Origin of the sequence: Sulfuricystis thermophila (assembly GCF_004323595.1) — a bacterium.
In the GTDB taxonomy this organism is placed as follows: Bacteria; Pseudomonadota; Gammaproteobacteria; order Burkholderiales; family Rhodocyclaceae; genus Sulfuricystis; species Sulfuricystis thermophila.
In genome coordinates, this window is record NZ_AP019373.1 from 913008 (window position 1) to 929102 (window position 16095).

At 63.7% G+C, this 16095-nt stretch carries 15 protein-coding genes; 13 read left to right on the forward strand and 2 right to left on the reverse strand.

Features of this window, described 5'->3' with window-relative positions:
• Positions 1 to 15: 15 nt before the first annotated feature.
• Both M52SOB_RS04690 and map read right to left on the reverse strand, forming a co-directional pair.
• The gene (locus M52SOB_RS04690; RefSeq protein WP_284155206.1) at positions 16 to 2595 is read right to left on the reverse strand and encodes a [protein-PII] uridylyltransferase; all 2580 of its coding nucleotides are present in this window, start codon (positions 2593 to 2595) and stop codon (positions 16 to 18) included.
• Positions 2596 to 2608: 13 nt separating this feature from the next.
• Positions 2609 to 3415: a type I methionyl aminopeptidase gene (gene map / locus M52SOB_RS04695; RefSeq protein ID WP_131110798.1), complete on the reverse strand. Its 807-nt coding sequence runs from the start codon at positions 3413 to 3415 to the stop codon at positions 2609 to 2611.
• Between the two features lie 221 nt (positions 3416 to 3636).
• Here map and rpsB point away from each other — a divergent pair, with 221 nt between their 5' ends.
• The 13 genes from rpsB (at position 3637) to lpxA (ending at position 16089) form a co-directional block, all read left to right on the forward strand.
• A complete protein-coding gene (rpsB, locus tag M52SOB_RS04700; protein WP_131110799.1) occupies positions 3637 to 4392 on the forward strand; it encodes a 30S ribosomal protein S2 in 756 nt (251 codons plus the stop codon).
• Between the two features lie 19 nt (positions 4393 to 4411).
• A complete protein-coding gene (tsf, locus tag M52SOB_RS04705) occupies positions 4412 to 5305 on the forward strand; it encodes a translation elongation factor Ts (RefSeq protein ID WP_131110800.1) in 894 nt (297 codons plus the stop codon).
• Positions 5306 to 5313: 8 nt separating this feature from the next.
• Complete coding sequence (pyrH, locus tag M52SOB_RS04710) at positions 5314 to 6036, forward strand: UMP kinase (RefSeq protein WP_131110801.1); 723 nt, start codon at positions 5314 to 5316, stop codon at positions 6034 to 6036.
• A gap of 19 nt (positions 6037 to 6055) precedes the next feature.
• Positions 6056 to 6613 carry a ribosome recycling factor gene (frr, locus tag M52SOB_RS04715; protein WP_126447687.1) on the forward strand — a complete coding sequence of 186 codons (558 nt, stop codon included), beginning with the start codon at positions 6056 to 6058 and terminating at the stop codon, positions 6611 to 6613.
• A 25-nt stretch (positions 6614 to 6638) separates the two neighbouring features.
• Entirely contained in the window at positions 6639 to 7424 is a 786-nt protein-coding gene (gene uppS / locus M52SOB_RS04720; RefSeq protein WP_131110802.1) for a polyprenyl diphosphate synthase, read from the forward strand.
• A gap of 207 nt (positions 7425 to 7631) precedes the next feature.
• A complete protein-coding gene (locus M52SOB_RS04725; protein ID WP_131110803.1) occupies positions 7632 to 8414 on the forward strand; it encodes a phosphatidate cytidylyltransferase in 783 nt (260 codons plus the stop codon).
• Positions 8411 to 9592 carry a 1-deoxy-D-xylulose-5-phosphate reductoisomerase gene (gene ispC / locus M52SOB_RS04730; RefSeq protein WP_131110804.1) on the forward strand — a complete coding sequence of 394 codons (1182 nt, stop codon included), beginning with the start codon at positions 8411 to 8413 and terminating at the stop codon, positions 9590 to 9592. Before M52SOB_RS04725 ends, ispC begins: the two co-directional genes overlap by 4 nt.
• On the forward strand, positions 9589 to 10962 hold the full coding sequence (gene rseP / locus M52SOB_RS04735) for an RIP metalloprotease RseP (RefSeq protein ID WP_131110805.1): 1374 nt from the start codon (positions 9589 to 9591) through the stop codon (positions 10960 to 10962). Before ispC ends, rseP begins: the two co-directional genes overlap by 4 nt.
• A 3-nt stretch (positions 10963 to 10965) precedes the next feature.
• On the forward strand, positions 10966 to 13254 hold the full coding sequence (gene bamA, locus M52SOB_RS04740; RefSeq protein ID WP_131110806.1) for an outer membrane protein assembly factor BamA: 2289 nt from the start codon (positions 10966 to 10968) through the stop codon (positions 13252 to 13254).
• Between the two features lie 13 nt (positions 13255 to 13267).
• Positions 13268 to 13786 carry an OmpH/Skp family outer membrane protein gene (locus tag M52SOB_RS04745; RefSeq protein ID WP_131110807.1) on the forward strand — a complete coding sequence of 173 codons (519 nt, stop codon included), beginning with the start codon at positions 13268 to 13270 and terminating at the stop codon, positions 13784 to 13786.
• Positions 13787 to 13800: 14 nt separating this feature from the next.
• Complete coding sequence (gene lpxD / locus M52SOB_RS04750; protein WP_131110808.1) at positions 13801 to 14832, forward strand: UDP-3-O-(3-hydroxymyristoyl)glucosamine N-acyltransferase; 1032 nt, start codon at positions 13801 to 13803, stop codon at positions 14830 to 14832.
• A complete protein-coding gene (fabZ, locus tag M52SOB_RS04755) occupies positions 14829 to 15305 on the forward strand; it encodes a 3-hydroxyacyl-ACP dehydratase FabZ (protein ID WP_284155207.1) in 477 nt (158 codons plus the stop codon). Before lpxD ends, fabZ begins: the two co-directional genes overlap by 4 nt.
• 1 nt (position 15306) lies before the next feature.
• A complete protein-coding gene (lpxA, locus tag M52SOB_RS04760) occupies positions 15307 to 16089 on the forward strand; it encodes an acyl-ACP--UDP-N-acetylglucosamine O-acyltransferase (protein WP_131110809.1) in 783 nt (260 codons plus the stop codon).
• Positions 16090 to 16095: the final 6 nt, after the last annotated feature.

Here is a 16095-nt window from a genome sequence, read left to right on the forward strand (position 1 = left end):
TGCCAGCGCCGAGTTTCAGATCTTCAGCGTTTCGAGCAACTCCTGCTCCAACTGCACCAGCGAGGCGGTTTGGCCGAGTTCCGCGCCGCTGATCAGGAACGTATCCTCGACGCGTTCGCCGAGCGTCATGATCTTGGCGCCATGCACCGTGATGCCATGCCGCGCCAGCACCAGAGCGATCGCATAGAGTAAGCCGGTGCGGTCGGCGGCGACGATCGACAGCAGATGATGCCTGCCATTTTCGTCGATGCGAATCGAAACTTCCGGCGCGAGCGGCATATGCCGCACCCGGCGCGACAGGCGCGCTTGTGGCGGCGATGACAACGGCGGCAGCCGTGTGAGCTCGTCGGCGAGTTCGTGTTCGATGAAGCTCAGCATGTCGCGGTAAGGCATCTGATGCTCCGGATCGAGCAGCGCGAAGCTGTCGAGCGCGTAGCCGTGGCGGGTGGTGTGAATCTTGGCATCGACGATCGTGAAGCCCAGACGGGCAAAGAAACCGCAGATGCGCGCGAATAGCGCCGGCTGGTCGCGCACATAGATCATCACTTGCAGGCCGGCACCCGCCGGGTTCATGCGCGCACGGACCAAAGGAGTGTCCGGCGCCGGCCGATGGTAGAGCTGCTGGGTGTGCCAGGCGATTTCGTCACTGTCGTGGCGCAGGAAGTAGGCGGTATCGAATTCGCGCCACAAGGCGTCCTCGATGCCGGAGCGCAGGCCACGCAGTCGCAGCTTGCCGCGCGCCTCCTCCTGGCGTTCTTCCACACCGCCTGACGAGATACGACTCTCCCCGGTCAGCAATGGTCGCGTCAGCCGGAAGAGATCCTCGAGCAATTTGGCCTTCCAGGGGTTCCAAACTTTCGGCCCGGTACCGCGGATGTCGCAGACGGTGAGCAGATACAGCGCGGTCAGCCGCTCTTCCGTGCCGACGAGTGCAGCGAAGCGGCGGATCACCTCGGGATCGGTGAGGTCGCGTTTTTGTGCAAACAGCGACATCGTCAGATGATGCTCGACGAGGAAGACGATCAGCGCCGTATCGTCCCGACTGATGCCGTGAGCGCGACAGAAGCGACGCGCATCGCGCATGCCGAGCTGCGAATGATCGCCACCGCGCCCCTTGGCGATGTCGTGGAACAGTGCGGCGACATAAAGCCGCCAGCGGTCCGGGAACTCCGCCATCAGGCGCGAGTGTTCGGGATATTCGTGGGCGAATTCGGGCAGCGAGAGGCGGCGCAGGTTGCGCACCACCTGCAGGATGTGCTGATCGACGGTATAGACATGGAACAGGTCGTGCTGCATGCGCCCGACGATGCGGCCGAAGGCGGGCAGATAGGCGCCGAGGAGGTCGAACTGGTTCATGCGCCGCAGCTGGTGGGTCAGCCCACGTTGCGTCTTGAACAACGCGAGGAAGCTGGCGCGGTTGGCCGCATCGCGCCGGAACGCGGCATCGATGTGCCGCCGCGCATGCCACAGGGCGCGCAGTGTGCGGGCCGTCATGCCTTTCAGTTCCGGACGCTGGGAGAGCAGCAAAAAGCTCTTCAGCAATGCTGCCGGCTGGCGTTCGAAGAGGTCGTCGCTGCGGATGTCGAGCAGATTCTGATCGATCTGGAAATCGGCGTCGATGGCAATGGGGGCAACGGCGCGGCGTTGCTCCAGCCGGGCGGCCAAATCGAGCAGGATTAGCGTGTTCAGCTGCGTGATGCGCTTGGCGTTACGGTAATAGCGCTGCATCAGGACTTCGGAAGCGCGGCGGTGGGTGGTGGCGGCGATTCCAAGACTTTTGGCGAGTGCTTCCTGATGGTCGAACAACAAGCGGTCTTCGCGCCGGCGGGCGATCAGGTGCAAAGCGATCCGCACGCGGCGCAGGAAGTTTTCCGTGCCCGCCAGTTGTCGTGCTTCGAGCGCCGAGACGATGCCTTGGCGGGCGAGCGCCTGCCAGCCGATGGCCCCGGTCGCCGCGCGCCCGACCCAGAGGATGATCTGCAGGTCGCGCAGGCCGCCGGGATGTTCCTTGCAGTTCGGTTCCAGCGCGTAGGGCGTGTCCTGATATTTCGCGTAACGCTCTTCCTGTTCGAGGCGTTTCGCCCGAAAAAAGGCCAGCGGCTCGAGCTGCGTGGCAAAGGCGGTGTGAAAGCGCTCGTACAGTGCGCGGTCGCCGCACAAGAAGCGCGCTTCGAGCAGCGCGGTCTGGATCGTGATGTCGCGCGAGGCTTCGCTCAGGCACTCGCCGATGCTGCGCACGCTGTGACCGATTTCGAGGCCGATGTCCCAGAGCATGCCGATGAGCGATTCCAGTTGCGGCGTATGGTTCTCGCCGGCATCCTCCGGCAGCAAGATCAAGAGATCGACATCCGATGCCGGGTAGAGCTCGCCGCGTCCGTAGCCGCCGACGGCGACGAGCGCCAACTGCCGGTCCATCCCGGCGGTCCGCCAGAGGTGGCGCAGCACACGGTCGATCAGCCGGGCGGTGCCGTGGAGCAGGGCGGCGGGGTGGCCGCCGGCGAGATAGCGCTGCTGCAATGCCTCGCGTTGCGTCCGCAACTGGTCGCGACAGAAGGCGATCAGATCGCTTGAAGGGGCGGGGCAGGGCTTTGCCAAAGCGGCGAAATATTCAGGACTGGAGAGGATTGGGCGGCGCGCCCGCCGACAATGTCAGCACCTCGACGCCGGTCTCGGTGACCGCGACGGTGTGCTCCCACTGCGCGGAGAGGCTGCGGTCCTTGGTGACGATCGTCCAGCCATCGGCCAATTCGGAGATCGCGGCCTTGCCGGCATTGATCATCGGCTCGATGGTGAACACCATGCCGGGCTCCAGGCGCAGACCCTCGCCGCGCTTGCCGTAATGGAGCACCTGCGGTTCTTCGTGGAACTTGCGGCCGATGCCGTGGCCGCAGAACTCGCGCACCACCGAAAAGCCATTGGCTTCGGCATGGCGCTGGATCGCCGCGCCGATGTCGCCCAGGTGCGCGCCCGGACGCACTGCCGCGATGCCGAGCCAGAGGCACTCGTGGGTGACGCGGATCAGCCGCCTGGCGAGGATCGAGGCGGCGGCCTCCCCGCCCGCGACGAACATGCGGGAAGTGTCGCCATGCCAGCCGTCCTTGATCGTCGTGATGTCGAGATTGACGATATCGCCTTTCTTGAGCGGGCGGTCGTTGGGCACGCCATGACAGACCTGATGATTGACCGAGGCGCAGATCGATTTCGGGTATGGCACATAGCCGGGCGGCGCGTAGTTGAGCGGGGCGGGGATGCAGCCCTGCACCTTGACCATGTAATCATGGCACAACCGGTCGAGCTCATCGGTGGTGACACCGGGTTTCACGAAAGGCTCGATGTAGTCGAGTACCTCACCGGCGAGCCGGCCGGCGATGCGCATCTTTTCGATTTCTTCTGGGGTCTTGATCGTGACGCTCATTTTTCTCTGTGGGGCGATGGTGATCGCAATGATTCTAACCCCTCGCGCGGCGAGAAAGCCCCGCCGCTACCGCCCGTTGCGATAGGGCGCGAAATGCATTTATAATTCGCCGCTTGTCTTGCCTGGCAGGACAAAATTCACACACCCGGCGCCGAATGGGTGCCCGCATCGGGCGGGAACCAGCCGGGTGGCGGACCAACCCATATCGGAGATCGATCGCAATGAGCACCACCATGCGCCAGATGCTGGAGGCCGGCGTGCATTTCGGCCACCAGACGCGTTTCTGGAACCCCAAGATGGCCCCATTCATTTTCGGCCATCGCAACAAGATCCACATCATCAACCTCGAAAAGACCCTCGCCAAGTACAACGAGGCGATGGACTTCCTCAAGAAGCTGTCGGCGAAGAAGGGTACCGTGCTGTTCGTCGGCACCAAGCGCCAGGCGCGCGAGATCATTGCCGAGGAAGCGCAACGTGCCGGCATGCCCTATGTCGATGAGCGTTGGTTGGGCGGCATGCTGACCAACTTCAAGACCGTCAAGCAATCATTGAAGCGTCTCAAGGAAATGGAGCAGATGGTCGAGGATGGCACGCTCGAGAAAATGAACAAGAAAGAAGGCTTGATGCTGACGCGTGAACTTGCCAAGCTGCAAAAGAGCCTCGGTGGCATCAAGGACATGGCGGCGTTGCCGGATGCGCTGTTCGTCATCGACGTCGGCTATCACAAGATTGCCGTCACCGAAGCCAACAAGCTCGGGATCCCGATCGTCGGTGTCGTCGATACCAATCACAGCCCGATCGGCATCGACTACGTGATCCCGGGCAACGACGACTCCTCGCGCGCGATCCGTCTCTATGCGCGCGGCGCCGCGGATGCCATTCTGGAAGGCCGGAATCAGGCGATCGACGAGGTGGTGCAGCAGTTGGCCGGCGACGATGAGTTCGTCGAGGTCGCGGAAGAAGAAACGGAAGAGTGAGCATAGGGAGCAGATGAGCATGGCTGAAATTACCGCGAGCATGGTCAAGGAGCTGCGCGAGAAGACCGACGCGCCGATGATGGAATGCAAGAAGGCGCTCAGCGAGGCGGGCGGCGACATGGCCAAGGCCGAGGAGATCCTGCGCGTCAAGCTCGGCAACAAGGCAACCAAGGCGGCGACCCGCATCGCCGCCGAGGGGGTCATCGGCATGTATCTGGCCGCCGACGGCAAGCTGGGCGCGATGGTCGAAGTGAACTCCGAAACCGATTTCGTCGCCAAGAACGACGAGTTCGTTGCGCTGGCAAAGAATTGTGCCGAGCTCGTCGCGACGCAGAACCCTGCCGATGTCGCAGCGCTTTCTGCACTGCCGCTGGGCGATGGCACGGTCGAATCGACGCGTGCCGCCCTGGTCGGCAAGATCGGCGAGAACATGACGATCCGCCGCTTCGTGCGCATGGAGGCGAAAGGCAAGCTCGCTGCCTATGTGCATGGTGGTTCGAAGATTGGCGTGCTGGTCGATGTCAGTGGCGGTGATGATCAGATGGCCAAGGACATCGCGATGCACATTGCCGCCTCCAAGCCCAAGGCGCTGGATGCCTCCGGCGTGCCGGCCGAACTCTTGGACACCGAGCGGCGCATTGCGATCGAAAAGGCGCGCGAGGCCGGCAAGCCCGAAGCGATGCTCGAGAAGATCGCCGAAGGCACGGTGCAGAAGTTCCTCAAGGACGTCACGCTGCTGGGTCAGGTGTTCGTCAAGGCCGAGGACGGCAAGCAGACCATCGGTGAGCTGCTGAAGAGCAAGGGCGCGACGGTCAACGCCTTCACGCTCTACATCGTCGGCGAAGGGATTGAAAAGAAACAGTCCGACTTCGCTGCCGAAGTGGCCGCCCAGGCTGCCGCCGCCAAGAAGTAAGCATCATCATGCCGGCCGCCGCACCGCGTTACCGTCGCATCCTGCTCAAGCTCTCCGGCGAGGCGTTGATGGGCGACGATGCCTATGGCATCAATCGCGAGACGCTCTGGCGGATCGTCAACGAGGTCAAGGCGGTCGCCGATCTCGGCGTCGAGATCGGCGTGGTGATCGGCGGCGGCAACATCTTCCGTGGCGTAGCCGGTGCCTCCTCGGGCATGGACCGCGCCACCGCCGACTACATGGGCATGCTGGCGACCGTGATGAATGCGATGGCGCTCGCCGACGCGATGCGCCAGGCGGGTATGAATGCGCGCGTGCAGTCGGCGCTGACCATCGAACAGGTCGTCGAGCCCTACATCCGCGGCAAGGCGATCCGCTATCTCGAAGAAGGCAGGGTCGTCATCTTCGGCGGTGGCACCGGCAATCCGTTCTTCACCACCGACACGGCGGCTGCGCTGCGCGGCTCGGAGATCGGCGCCGAGATCGTCTTGAAGGCCACCAAAGTCGATGGCGTGTATAGCGCCGATCCGAAGAAGGATCCGGCCGCGATCCGCTACACCAAGATCAGCTTCGACGAGGCGATCGGCCGGGGCTTGGGCGTCATGGATGCCACCGCCTTCGCGCTGTGCCGCGACCAAAAGTTGCCGATCAACGTGTTCTCGATCTTCAAGCCCGGCGCCTTAAAGCGTGTCGTGATGGGTGAGGACGAGGGCACGCTGGTCCATTGCTGATGAGCGGGAGTTTTCCATGATCATTGCAGAACTGAAGAAAACCACCGAACACAAGATGCAGAAGAGCGTCGAGGCTCTGAAGGCCGATCTCGCCAAGGTGCGCACCGGCCGGGCCCATACCGGGCTGCTCGATCACGTGATGGTCGACTATTACGGCAGCCTGGTGCCGATCAACCAGGTGGCGAACGTCACGCTGCTCGATGCGCGCACCATCGGCGTGCAGCCGTGGGAAAAGGGCATGGGGCCGAAGATCGAGAAAGCGATCCGCGAATCCGATCTGGGCCTCAATCCTTCGGCACAGGGCGATCTGCTGCGCGTGCCGATGCCGATGCTCACCGAGGAACGGCGCCGCGATCTGATCAAAGTGGTGCGCCACGAAGGCGAGACCGCCAAGGTGGCGGTGCGCAACCTGCGCCGCGATGCGATCACTCATCTCAAGGATGCGCTCAAGAAGCACGAGATTTCCGAAGACGAGGAACGGCGCGCACAAGACGAGGTGCAGAAGCTCACCGACAAGTATGTTGCCGAGATCGACAAGCTGCTCGCCGAAAAGGAAAAGGACCTGATGGCCGTCTAGGCCGTCGGCGTTCGCGCAGGCCGCGATGTTTTCCAGCTCGACACGCAGCATTCCCGAAACACGCAGCGTTCCGCGCCATCTGGCGATCATCATGGATGGCAACGGGCGCTGGGCGAAGCAGCGTTTCCTGCCCCGTGTCGCCGGCCATCAGCAGGGCCTCGAGGCGGTGCGCCGTATCGTGCGTGCCTCGATCGAGCGCGGTATCGAGTATCTGACGCTGTTCGCCTTCAGCTCGGAAAACTGGCGCCGTCCTCCCGAGGAAGTCGGTTTCCTGATGAATCTGTTCATGGCGGCGCTGGAGCGCGAGGTCGGCAAGCTGCATCAGAACGGTGTGCGCCTGCGCGTCGTCGGCGATCTGGCCGCATTCGAGCCGCGCCTCATCGACCTGATCCGCCGCGGCGAGAATCTCACCGCGGAAAACAGAAAGCTCACCCTGACGATCGCTGCCAACTACGGTGGTCGCTGGGATTTGATGCAGGCGATGAACGGCCTGGCGCTGGCTTATCCGGAAAAGGCCGGCAGCTATACCGAGGCGGATCTGGAGCCTTTCCTGGCGATGAGCTACGCGCCCGAGCCGGACCTGTTCATCCGCACCGGCGGCGAACAGCGCATCAGCAACTTCCTGCTCTGGCAGCTCGCCTACTGCGAGTTGTATTTCACCGAAACCTTCTGGCCCGATTTCGATGCCGCGGCGCTCGATGCCGCGATCGAGAGCTACCGGCGCCGCGAGCGGCGTTTTGGGCGCACTAGCGAGCAGTTGGCGAGTTCCGCTGGAATTGTTCCGTCGGTGGCGGAATTGATGAAAAAATGAAACCGCTGCATGACGCCGCGAGCGGGATGGGATGCAAGGCGCCCGGAGCGCAGAGACCGAGACATATCGAGTGGATAGGCGAGGGAGCGAAAACGAAGTTTCGGCGCAGGCTAACATCGGCGCAGCCGATGTTAAGCGAAGCGGCCGGAGCCAACACCGCGCAACGCTGCAGACCGCCCGCGCAGCCAGTCAGGCAGAGGTTTCGCTATGCTTAAGGCGCGGATCATCACCGCGCTGTTCCTCGTCGCCGGCTTCCTCGCCGTCCTGTTTCTGCTGCCGTCGCGTCCGGCGGGCATCATCTTCGCACTGGTGGCCGCCCTTGCCGCCTGGGAATGGGCCGGGTTGATGCAGGCAGCCAGCCGCGGGCGCATCGCCTACGGGCTGTTGACCTTCGGATTGTGCCTGCTGTTCTGGACACGACCAGAAGACGGTTTTCCGCTGCTCTGGGGGCTCGGTGCGCTGTTCTGGCTCGGCTTTGCGCCCCTGTGGCTGAAGCGGCAATGGTCCACCGCCTGTGCCACCCTCGGCCTGGTCCTGATTTTGCCCGCCTGGGCGGCGCTGGCGGCCTTGCATGAACGCAGCCCGCTGCTGTTGCTGGCCGTGATGGCGCTGGTCTGGGTCGCGGACATCGCGGCCTATTTCAGCGGTCGCGCCTTCGGCCGCCATAAACTCGCACCGAGCATCAGCCCGGGAAAGACCTGGGAGGGCGTGGCCGGCGCGATGGCCGGTGTGCTCGTCTATGGCTTCGCGGTCGCTCCCACGCTGCCGGCCGTGCAAAACCTCGACCGGCTTGTGCTGGTCGGCTGCCTGCTGCTGCTCACCGCGCTGTCGATCGTCGGTGACCTGTTCGAGTCGCTGGCCAAGCGCCAGGCCGGCGTCAAGGACAGCAGCCAGTTGCTGCCCGGGCATGGCGGCATACTCGATCGTATCGACAGCCAGCTGTCGACCCTGCCGCTCGTCGCGCTGGGCATCCATCTCTGGCTGTCATGAAGAAACTCACGGTTCTTGGCGCGACGGGTTCGATCGGGGTGTCCACGCTCGATGTCGTGGCGCGTCATCCGGACCGCTTCCAGATCGTCGCGCTCACCGGCAACAGCCGCATCGAGGTGCTCTATGAACAATGCCTGCGGCACCGGCCACGCTATGCGGTGGTCGGTCGGCCGGAGGACGTTCCTGGCTTGAGCAAGCGTCTTTCGGCGGCCGGGCTCGCCACCGAGGTGCTCGCTGGCAGCGAGGCGCTCGAATTCGTCGCCGCCTTGCCCGAGGTCGATGCGGTGATGGCTGCGATCGTCGGCGCCGCCGGTTTGCAGCCGACGCTCGCCGCAGTGCGCGCGGGCAAGCAGGTGTTGCTGGCGAACAAGGAGGCGCTGGTGATGGCCGGCCACCTGTTCATGGCCGAAGTCAAGGCGCATCGCGCCACGCTGTTGCCGATCGATTCCGAGCACAACGCGGTATTCCAGTCGCTGCCGCCCGATTACGCCGGCGAGCCTGCACGCGCCGGCGTGAGTCACATCCTGCTCACCGCCTCGGGCGGGCCGTTCCGCTCGGTGCCGCTCGAACGGCTCCGGAATGTCACACCGGAGGAGGCCTGTGCACATCCGAACTGGTCGATGGGCCGCAAGATCTCGGTCGATTCGGCGACGATGATGAACAAGGGGCTCGAAGTCATCGAGGCGCACTGGCTGTTCGGCCTCGCGCCCGAGCAGATCGAGGTGGTCGTCCATCCGCAGAGCGTGATCCATTCGCTGGTGCAATATGTCGATGGCTCGGTGCTGGCGGAACTCGGTAATCCCGACATGCGCACGCCGATCGCCCAGGCGCTCGCCTGGCCGGAACGCATCGCGGCCGGCGTGGCGCCGCTCGATCTGCCGGCCATCGCCCGGCTCGATTTCGAACAGCCTGATTTCGAGCGCTTTCCCTGTCTGGCGCTCGCTTATCGGGCGCTCGCCGCGGGCGGCAATGCGGCGACCGTGCTCAATGCCGCCAACGAAGTGGCGGTCGCCGCCTTCCTCGACGGTCGGCTGCCTTTCCTCGGTATCAGTGAGGTGATTGCCGCGACGCTGGATGCGATTCCGGTCGAGGAGATGCCGGATCTCGCCGCGATCCTCGCCACGGATGCGCACGCCCGCGCCATCGCCTCGGAAATGCAGCTCCGCTTCCAGCGATGAATTCCACCGGAGTCATCTGGACGCTCGGCGCATTCCTGCTGGCGCTTGGCGTGCTGATCGTCGTGCACGAGCTGGGCCATTATTGGGTGGCGCGGCTCTGTAACGTCAAGATCCTGCGTTTTTCGATCGGCTTCGGCCGGCCGCTCTGGTCACGACGACTGGGACGCGACGGCACCGAATGGCAGATTGCCGCGTTTCCGCTCGGCGGTTATGTGAAGATGCTCGACGAGCACGAAGGCGAAGTGCCGCCTGCCGAACTGCCGCGTGCCTTCAATCGTCAGAGTCTGGCCAAGCGGGCGGCCATCGTCGTCGCCGGCCCGCTCGCCAACCTGCTGCTCGCCGTGGTGCTCTATGCCTTCCTGTTCATGAGCGGCGTCGCGGAACCGCGGCCGATTTTTGCCGCGCCGCCGGAAGGCAGCCTGGCGGCGGAACTGAAAATCGGCGCTGGCGAGACGGCACGCAGCGTCTCCGGCAAGCCGGTGGCGACCTGGAGCGAGCTGCGCTGGGAAATCCTGCGCCATGTGCTGGCGCGCGATGAGATCGTGCTCGAAACCCTCGATGCCCGTGGCAATATCCAGCTGCATCGCATCGATCTGTCGCGCCTGCCGCCGGAGGCGCTGGAAGGCGATGTGCTGCCGGCGCTGGGCCTGCGGCTGCAGCCTCCCGATCTGCCGGCGGTGATCGGCAGCGTGCAGCCGGATTCGCCGGCCGCACGGGCCGGCCTGCGGGTCGGGGATCGCATCGTCGCGATCGACGGCGCGCCGATGGGCGGTTGGCAGGCTGTCGCAGTGGCGATCCGTTCCGCCGGCGCGCGTCAAATGACACTCGAGGTGGAGCGTGACGCACAACGGCTTGCCATCGACGTCCAAGCCGAGCTCGTCGAGGAACGCGGCAAGCCGGTGGCGCGCATCGGTATCGCGGTACGTGACGATCCGGAAGTGCGCCGCGCGTTCCTGGTGACGGTGCGGTACGGTGCGTTCGAATCCCTAAAGCGCGCGCTGAACCAGACCTGGGATACGGCGACGCTGTCATTGCGCATGATCGGGCGCATGATCATGGGCGAAGCTTCGCTCCGCAACGTCTCGGGACCGCTCACCATCGCCGACTATGCCGGCCAGTCGGCGCGCATGGGCGGCGAGCATTTCCTGCGCTTCCTGGCGCTGATCAGCATCAGTCTCGGCGTGCTGAACCTGCTGCCCATCCCGGTGCTGGATGGCGGGCACTTGATGTATTATCTGGCCGAGCTGATCAAGGGGAAACCGCTCTCGGAACGCGTCATGGCAATCGGCCAGCAAATCGGTCTGACCGTGCTTGCATTGCTGATGGGGCTGGCCCTTTACAACGACATTTTCCGACTGATTTCCGGCTGACGCATGAAACGTTCTGTTCTGGCAGGTTTGCTCGCTGCGCTGCTGACCTCCGGCGCCGCCGCCTTCGATCCTTTCGTGGTGCGCGACATCCGCGTCGAAGGCATCCAGCGCACCGAGGCTGGTACCGTATTCGGCTATCTGCCGGTCAAGGTCGGCGATACGCTGACCGAAGACAAGGCGGCGCAGGCCATCAAGGCGCTGTTCGCTACCGGTTTCTTCAAGGATGTGCGGCTCGAGGTCGAGGGCAATGTGCTGGTGGTGTTCGTCGAGGAACGCCCGGCCATCGCCTCGCTCGAATTCATCGGCGTCAAGGCCTTCGAAAAAGACAATCTGCGCAAGGGGCTGCGTGAGGTGGGCTTGGCCGAGTCACGCATCTTCGATCGTTCGCTGGTCGAGCGCGCGGAGCAGGAGCTCAAACGCCAGTATCTGTCGCAGGGCTATTACGCGGCGCAAGTGACGACGACCGTGACGCCGCTCGAACGCAATCGCGTCGGCATCACCTTCGCGGTCGAGGAAGGCGACATCGCCAAGATCCGCCAGATCAACATCGTCGGCGCCAAGGCCTTCAAGGAAAAGGAACTGCTCGAGCAATTCACCTTGCGTACCCCCGGCTGGCTGACCTGGTACACCAAGAACGACCAGTATTCGAAGCAGAAGCTCTCCGCCGACCTGGAAACCCTGCGTTCGTGGTATCTGGACCGCGGCTTCATCGAGTTCAATATCGAATCGACGCAGGTGATGATCTCGCCGGACAAGCAGGACATCTACATCACCATCAACATCAACGAGGGTGAGCGCTATACCGTCTCCTCCGTCAAGCTCGCCGGCGAGCTGCTGCTGCCGGAAGACGAGCTGCTCAAGCTGGTGACGATCAAGCCTGGTAGTCTGTTTTCGCGCGAGCAGGTGACCGCGACCACCAAGGCGATCGCCGAGCGCCTCGGCAACGATGGCTATGCCTTCGCCAACGTGAATGCCGCGCCCGAGCTCGACAAGGAGAAGAAACAAGTCGCCTTCACGTTGTTCATCGACCCGGGCCGCCGCGTCTATGTGCGGCGCATCCAGGTGCAGGGCAACACCCGCACGCGCGACGAGGTGATCCGCCGCGAGATGCGCCAGATGGAGGCGGCTTGGTATGACGGCGAGAAGATCAACAAGTCGCGCACCCGCGTCGACCGGCTCGGCTATTTCGACGAGGTGACGGTCGAAACCCCGGCGGTGCCGGGCACCACCGACCAGGTGGATGTGGTGATGAACGTCAAGGAGAAACCCACCGGCAATTTGATGCTGGGCGCCGGCTTGTCGAGCTCCGAAGGGCTGGTGTTCTCCGGCTCGGTCAACCAGCAGAACCTGTTCGGCAGCGGCAAGCATGTCGGCATCGGCTTCAACACCAGTAAGATCAATACGCTGTATTCGTTTTCTTATACCGATCCGTATTACACGGTCGATGGTGTCAGCCGCGGCTTCGACGTCTATGCGCGTGACACCGACACCACGAAGCTGACCAGCCTGGCAACCTATGCCACGAAATCGCTGGGTGGCGGTATCCGCTACGGTTTTCCGATCGGCGAGGACGACTCGATCAACTTCGGTCTCGCCGTCGATAGCACCCAGATCAAGACGACGAGCTACACGACGCCGACTATCCAGCGATTCCTCGACCAATACGGCAGCAAATTCACCGGCGCGATCGGCACGCTCGGCTGGGCCAAGAATACGCTCGACAGCATCATCTATCCGATGTCCGGTTACAACGCCCGTGTCAGCGGTGAGGTGGGATTGGGCGGCAGCCTGCGTTATTACCGCACGAATTTCCAGTACCAGCGTTTCTTCCCGATTGGCCGCGAATACACCCTGATGCTCAATGGCGAATATGGCCATGGCGGCGGTATCGGTGGCAAGCCGCTGCCGTTCTACAAGTACTACTATGCCGGTGGCGTCGGCTCGGTGCGCGGTTTCAAGGCGGGCGCGCTCGGCCCGGTCGATCCGTATGCGACCGATTCCGACCAGCGCATCGGTGGTGACCGCCGCCTGGTGATGAACGCCGAATTCCTCTTCCCGATGCCTGGCAGCGGCAAGGACAAATCCTTCCGCCTCGGCGCTTTCGTCGATGCCGGCTGGGTATGGGGTGTCGGCGAGAAGCTGAACGTCGGCGACCTGCGCTACAGTACCGGGCTTTCGCTGTCCTGGTCTTCGCCGCTCGGTCCCCTGAAGTTCAGCCTGGCCCAACCGCTCAACCGCAAGGAAGGCGACAAGACGCAGCGGCTGCAGTTCCAGATGGGTACCGTCTTCTGAAACAGGAGAGAACATGAATCGCATCATCAAAGTATTTGCACCAGTATTACTGGCCCTCGTCGTCTCGCCCGCGCTCGCGGAGTCCGTCAAGATCGGCTTCGTCAATGGCCAGCGGGTCGTCAACGAGTCGCCACAGGCCAAGCGCGCCAAGCTGAAGCTCGAAAAAGAATTCGAAAAGCGCGATCAGGAATTGCAGCAAATGGCCAAGCGCCTCCAGGCGATGCAGGAAAACCTCGACAAGAACGGCGTGACGATGGCCGAAAGCGAGCGGCGCACCAAGGAGCGCGAATTTTCCGAGCTGAACCGTGAATTCCAGCGCAAGCAGCGCGAATTCCGCGAGGATCTGAACCTGCGCCAGAACGAGGAGCTGGCGGCGATCTTCGAGCGCGCCAACAAAGTCATCAAACAGGTCGCCGAAGCCGAGAAGTTCGATCTGATCGTCCAGGAGGCGGTGTATTTCAGTCCGCGCATCGATATCACCGACAAGGTGATCAAGGCGCTCAGCAACGAGACCGCGCCCGCCGCGAAGTAAGCAAGCAACTGCAGGTGGCCACGCCACGTACCTTGGGCGAGATCGTCGCCCGTTTCGGCGGCGAGCTGAAAGGCGACCCGCAGCGGTTTGTCTCCGGGTTGGCGACGCTCGAAAATGCAACGCCCGATCAGCTCAGTTTTCTGGCGAATCCAAAGTATCGCCGTCAGCTGGCGACGACGCATGCGGGCGCAGTGATCCTCGCCGCCGATGCCGCGGCGGAGTGTCCGGTCGATGCGATCGTCACGGCGCAGCCTTATCTCTATTTCGCCCGCGTCTCGCAATGGCTGGCCGAGCTGCCACGGCCGGCGCCGGGCATCCATCCGAGCGCAGTGGTCGAATCGGCGGTGCCGGCGAGCGCCGCGATCGGCCCGCTGGCCTGGATCGGTCCAGACGTCTCGATCGGTGAGAACTGCGTGATCGGCGCGCACTGTCGCATCGGCGCTGGCGTGAGCATCGGCGCGGACAGCTGGCTGTATCCCGGCGTCACGGTCTATCACGGCTGCCGCATCGGCCGCCGCGCGATCATTCATTCGGGCGCGGTGATCGGCGCGGATGGCTTCGGCTTCGCGCAGGATGGCACGGCATGGGTGAAGATCGCCCAGACTGGCCGCGTCGTCATCGGCGATGACGTCGAGATCGGCGCCAATACGACGATCGATCGCGGCGCGCTGGAAGACACGGTGATCGGCGATGGCGTCAAGCTCGACAACCAGATCCAGATCGCCCACAACGTCAGAATCGGCCGGCACACGGCGATCGCCGGCTGTGTCGGCATCGCCGGCAGCACGAAGATCGGTGAGCGCTGCACCATCGGCGGTGCGGCAATGATCATCGGCCATCTGACCCTGGCGGATGACGTGCATGTCGCCGCCGGCACCTTCGTCGGCAAGTCGCTGCCGACAGCCGGCAGTTATACCGGCACCGTGCCCCTGCAACCGCATGCCGAGTGGCTGAAAAACTTCGCTCATCTGCGTCATCTCGACGCGCTGGCCGATAAAATACGCGCACTCGAAAAACGCCTCGCCGAACTGGAGAACAGCCGATGAACGCCCCGACCGCCATGGACATCCACCAGATCCTCGAATATCTGCCGCACCGCTATCCGATCCTGCTGGTCGATCGCGTGCTCGAGATCGTACCCGGGGAACGCATCGTCGCCCTCAAGAACGTCAGCATGAACGAGCCGTTCTTCCCCGGCCATTATCCGCATCATCCGGTGATGCCCGGCGTACTGATCGTCGAGGCGATGGCGCAGACGGCGGCGATCCTGTCGTTCCGCAAGATGGACGGCAAGCCCGAGACGGATGCCGTCTACTATTTCGTCGGCATCGATGGCGCGCGCTTCAAGCGGCCGGTGATGCCCGGCGATCAGCTGATCATCGAAATCACCATCCTCGGCAACAAGCGCGGCATGTGGAAGTTCGCCGGCAAGGCCAGGGTCGACGGCCAGCTCGCCTGCGAGGCGGAACTGATCTGCACGATGCGCAAGCTGGAAAAGCCGGAACAGCCGGAACAGTGAGATGGCGGTCAGCATCCACCCCAGCGCGCTCGTCGACCCGAAGGCGCGGCTCGGCGAGAACGTCACGGTCGGCGCCTACACCATCATCGGCGCCGAGGTCGAAATCGGCGATGGCACCTGGATCGGCCCACACGTCGTGATCAACGGGCCGACCCGTATCGGCCGCGACAACCGCATCTTCCAGTTTTCCTCGCTCGGCGAAGCGCCGCAGGACAAGAAATATGCCGGCGAGCCGACATGGCTCGAGATCGGTGATCGCAACACCATTCGCGAGTTCTGCACCTTCAACCGCGGCACGGTCCAGGATGCCGGCGTGACGCGTCTCGGCAATGACAACTGGATCATGGCCTATGTGCATCTGGCGCACGACTGCCAGATCGGCAACCACACAATCTTCGCCAACAACGCGCAACTCGCCGGCCATGTGCATGTCGGTGACTGGGCGATCCTCGGCGGTTATACCGGCGTGCATCAGTTCGTGCGCGTCGGCGCGCACTGCATGACCGGTGTCGGCAGCGTCGTGCTGCAGGACATCCCGCCCTACGTGATGGCCGCCGGCAACCCGGCCGCACCGCATGGCATCAACAGCGAAGGCCTGAAGCGGCGCGGCTTTGCGCCAGAGACGATCGCCAGCATCCGCCGCGCTTACAAGACGCTCTACCGCAGCGGTCTCAAGCTCGACGAGGCAGTCGCGGCGATCTCCTCGGCTGCGCAGGCGGGAACCCCGGAACTTGCTCCGCTGGCTGAATTCCTCGCGGTACCCGGGCGCGGCATCATTCGCTGATCTGCC